Here is a 3,758-nt window from a genome sequence, read left to right on the forward strand (position 1 = left end):
TCAGTGACAAGCCCCTTGTTTGGCCTCATGTACTTGATTGGCGCACCGCCTCTTGCGCGCTTTTCGCGCTGCTCGGCGTCAAATGCCCTCCACTCGGGGCGGGGGTCTTCAAGGTTTTCAGCGATTATCAATCCGCAGTTGGAACACATTAGCTCTCCTTTCTCGTAGTCGCGCGTAAGGCGCTTGCTTCCGCATTCGGGGCATTTGTCGGTCATTATTCCACCTCTATGGGCTAAACTGCCATATAAATAGATTTTAAAAAGTTGCGAACCTCGCAAGTCGGTTATGTATAGAAAGGTTTATAAATTTTTATTAAATTGCTGTGGCTGTTTATGGCTATCTGGAAAGGAAGTAGACAATGACGATTATTGAGGCAATCACGACGCCCATGAACACCAGCCTGTCTATCATGCACTCCTTAACGCTCTCCTTCTATTTAAGCTTTACAGCCCAATTTTTGCCGTATGAAGATTGCATTTGTCACGGACACTCACTTCGGCTACAGACGGTTCGAACAGGATGCTTATTCTCAAGGTAGGGAAGCGATATTGGCCGCCGCCCGCGAGGCGGATTTGCTTATCTTGGGGGGCGACAACTTCGATACTCCGCTTCCAAGAATGGAAACGCTTGCAGAAGTTACCAAAATCCTGCGGGAAGCGCTTGAAATCTTCCGCTCACGCGGCATAGCCGGTGTGCCAATCTACGCCATACATGGCAACCATGACCGGCGCGCAAAGGGGTTTGTCCACCCGACGGATTTGCTTTGCCAGGGGGGCTTTTGCCAGAATTTCCACAACCAGACGCTTCTTTGCGGGAGGAACGGCGAGAAAGTTGCCATTTCAGGCATGGGAAGCGTGCCCGAGGACATGGCTGGCGAAGCATTGAAGCAAATCGCCTGCAAGCCGGCGCAGGGGGCATTCAATGTTTTTGTTGTGCATCAGTCATTTCAAGAGTTTGACAGAATGAAGAATGAACAGTATATCTCCTTCGATGACTTGCCGTCTGGCTACGACCTGTATTTGTGCGGCCATGTGCACCAGAAAAACCTCGAAACAAAAGTACTCAATCCAGGAAGCACGGTGGTGACGCAGCTTCGCGAGGACGAGGCAGGGCAGCGCGGCTGGCTGCTTTACGACACTGCAACGAAAAAAGCCGATTTCAGGCCCATAAAATCCCGCGAGCTTTTCCACCGCGTTTTGCAGTTTGAAAATGCCAAGCCGGACGACATGCGCGCAAAGGTTGCTGAGGAGGTACGCCTTGCGCTTGCTTCGCAGCCAAATCCACTCATAAAAATCGTAATAAAAGGCACGCTTGCCGAAGGCTTCAAGTCCTCGGACCTTTCGCTACCTTCATTTGGCGACAATGTTTTCGTTGACAACAGCCTGAATTCCGAGAATTTGCGTGAGAGGATTGCACAAATAAAGTTGGCAAGGGAAAAGAAAGTGAGTGCAAAGGAAATGGGAATGCAAATCCTGAGAAAAAAGCTCGAGGGCACAAGCTACTCTCTTGGGGATGCGGAAAAGCTGTTCGAGCAGTTGCTGGATGGCAGTGCTTTCCCGCAAATAAAGGAGAAGATTGAGAAGGAAAGCAATGTATAAGTTTTTTAAACAATTGTATAAATAACATATACGTGTTGGAAAGCCTTGTAACATCAAAAGCAAAGCGCAGGATACTGGGCCTACTTTTTACCAATCCAAAAAGCAAGTTCTACCTCCGGGAAGTCTGCAGGAAAGCAAAAGTTAGGCCCAACGAGGCAAGCATTGCCCTTGAGAGCCTTTCCAACGCAGGCATCCTTACAAATGAGCGAAGGGGAAACATGGTGTTTTATGCTGCAAATCCCGCTTCGCCAATATACCATGAACTCAAGTCCATTGTCCTGAAAACCGAGGGCCTTGGTGACATTATCCGGAATGCAATTGAAAAAGCCTCAGGAGTGAAATTCGCTTTCATATACGGTTCCTATGCCAGAGGGGAAGAAAGGGAAGGAAGTGACATAGACTTGATGGTGATAGGCAATCCAAAGCCAGAAGGCATTGCCTCTGCCATAAGGGAATGCCAAAAAACTATCGGGCGAGACATAAACTATTCTATTTATCCGGAGAATGAACTTCTGCAAAAGAAGCGCAGGGGCTATATTGAAGAAGTGCTAAAAGGCAAGAAAGTGATGTTAGTGGGTGCAGAGGATGAACTTGAGCGATTTGTTATCTGAAGGCAGGGTAAGGAAGGTGGAGCCTGACCCCAAGCAGGCAGAGGAATGCCTGTCTGCAGCAAGACGGGATATTGCAGTAGCGAAAAGCAACCTTGCAACTGATTTTGACTGGGCATTTTCTATCGCTTATAACGCAATGCTCCAGTCTTCCCGTGCCCTCATGTTTTCAGATGGCTACGTTGCTGTGGGTGAAAATCAGCACAAAGTTGCTGTCGATTATGCTGATGTGAAGCTTGGGACAAAGATGGGCGGCAAAATTGTGCTGTTTGACGAGATGAGGAAAAAGCGCCATCGAGTGATTTATGAGAAGGTTGGGATAGTTTCAGAATATGAAGCGAAACACGCCATCCTGGCTGCTGAAGACCTCTTGCTGGCGGTTGAAAAGAAGATAAAGGGAAAAAATTGAGAAAGAAGCGAATGCTGCAAACTAAAACTCTACTCTGTCGCATCTCATATAGTCTCGCAGCGCCTTTGGAACGGTAAACCCATTCTCGTCCTGGTAGTTTTCCATTATTGCAATCATTGTCCTTCCAACAGCAATGCCGCTGCCGTTCAGAGTGTGCACGAATTCGAGCTTGTTTCCGCGCCGGAAGCGGATGCTGGCACGGCGCGATTGGAAGTCTGTGCAGTTGGAGCAGGATGAAATCTCACGGTACTTGTCCTGGGATGGCAGCCACACTTCAATGTCATAGGTTTTAGCTGAGGCAAATCCCATGTCGCCTGTGCAAAGCTCAATAACACGGTAGGGCAATTCGAGCTTTTGTAAAACAGATTCTGCATTCTTAGTAAGTGACTCCAGCTCTGCGAATGATTGCTCTGGAGTTGCGAATTTCACAAGCTCAACCTTGTCGAACTGGTGCTGGCGCAGTATTCCCTTGATGTCCTTCTGGTAGCTGCCTGCCTCGCGGCGGAAGCAAGGCGTATAGGCACAATATTTCATCGGCAACTGCGCTTCGTCCAGTATTTCGCCTGCAAACAGGTTGGTAACCGGCACTTCGGCAGTGGGAATGAGCCACATGTCGTCTGCTTCGCAGTGGTAAAGTTCCTCTGCGAATTTCGGGAGCTGCCCGGTTCCAGTCATTGTTTTGGTGTTCACAAGGAAAGGCGGCAGGACTTCGGTGTAGCCGTTCATTATCTGCAAATCCAGCATGAAATTGACCAATGAGCGCTCCAGGCGGGCGGCAAGCCCCTTCAGCACAACAAACCTGTGCCCTGCAAGCTTCGCGCCCCTTTCAAAGTCAATGAGGTTTTTTTCGGCAACTTCAAAATGAGACTTGGCATCCTTGCTTGTCTTTTTTGGCGTTCCCCATTTTCGGACCTCCTGGTTCTCCGTTTCGTCCTTGCCAATTTTGACAGATGCATCAGGCATGTTCGCAACATTCATCAGTATCTCACTCATCTGGCCTTCAAGCTTGCCGGCTTTTGCATCCACATTAGTGATTTCGTCGCTAAGGTCTTTTGTGCGCTTTAGTATGGCATCAATAGGCTTTCCTGCCCTCTTTGCCTCTGAAATTTTCATCGATTCTGTGTTTTTCTCAGCTTTGAGCTT

Annotated in this window: 5 protein-coding genes; 3 read left to right on the plus strand and 2 right to left on the minus strand. The window is 48.6% G+C overall.

Features of this window, described 5'->3' with window-relative positions; all coding sequences use genetic code 11:
• Positions 1-215 (minus strand): transcription initiation factor IIB (tfb, locus tag FJZ26_04835; protein ID MBM3229731.1); only part of this gene is annotated, 215 nt, incomplete at its 3' end.
• Between the two features lie 249 nt (positions 216-464).
• Here tfb and FJZ26_04840 point away from each other — a divergent pair.
• The 3 genes from FJZ26_04840 to FJZ26_04850 are packed head-to-tail and all read left to right on the plus strand — an operon-like array spanning position 465 to position 2,615.
• On the plus strand, positions 465-1,598 hold the full coding sequence (locus FJZ26_04840) for a hypothetical protein (protein MBM3229732.1): 1,134 nt from the start codon (positions 465-467) through the stop codon (positions 1,596-1,598).
• A gap of 35 nt (positions 1,599-1,633) precedes the next feature.
• Complete coding sequence (locus tag FJZ26_04845; GenBank protein MBM3229733.1) at positions 1,634-2,209, plus strand: hypothetical protein; 576 nt, start codon at positions 1,634-1,636, stop codon at positions 2,207-2,209.
• A complete protein-coding gene (locus FJZ26_04850) occupies positions 2,184-2,615 on the plus strand; it encodes a HEPN domain-containing protein (GenBank protein ID MBM3229734.1) in 432 nt (143 codons plus the stop codon). Before FJZ26_04845 ends, FJZ26_04850 begins: the two co-directional genes overlap by 26 nt.
• 21 nt (positions 2,616-2,636) lie before the next feature.
• Here the strand turns inward: FJZ26_04850 and serS are convergent.
• On the minus strand, positions 2,637-3,758 hold a 1,122-nt coding region (serS, locus tag FJZ26_04855), incomplete at its 5' end, for a serine--tRNA ligase (protein MBM3229735.1).

It is taken from the genome of Candidatus Parvarchaeota archaeon, assembly GCA_016866895.1.
Classification (GTDB): domain Archaea; phylum Micrarchaeota; class Micrarchaeia; order Anstonellales; family VGKX01; genus VGKX01.

Bases quoted from the DNA above. Each gene is read 5' to 3' on its own strand.
- FJZ26_04840 (MBM3229732.1), top strand. From the start codon at position 465: ATGAAGATTGCATTTGTCACGGACACTCACTTCGGCTACAGACGGTTC.
- FJZ26_04850 (MBM3229734.1), top strand. From the start codon at position 2,184: ATGAACTTGAGCGATTTGTTATCTGAAGGCAGGGTAAGGAAGGTGGAG.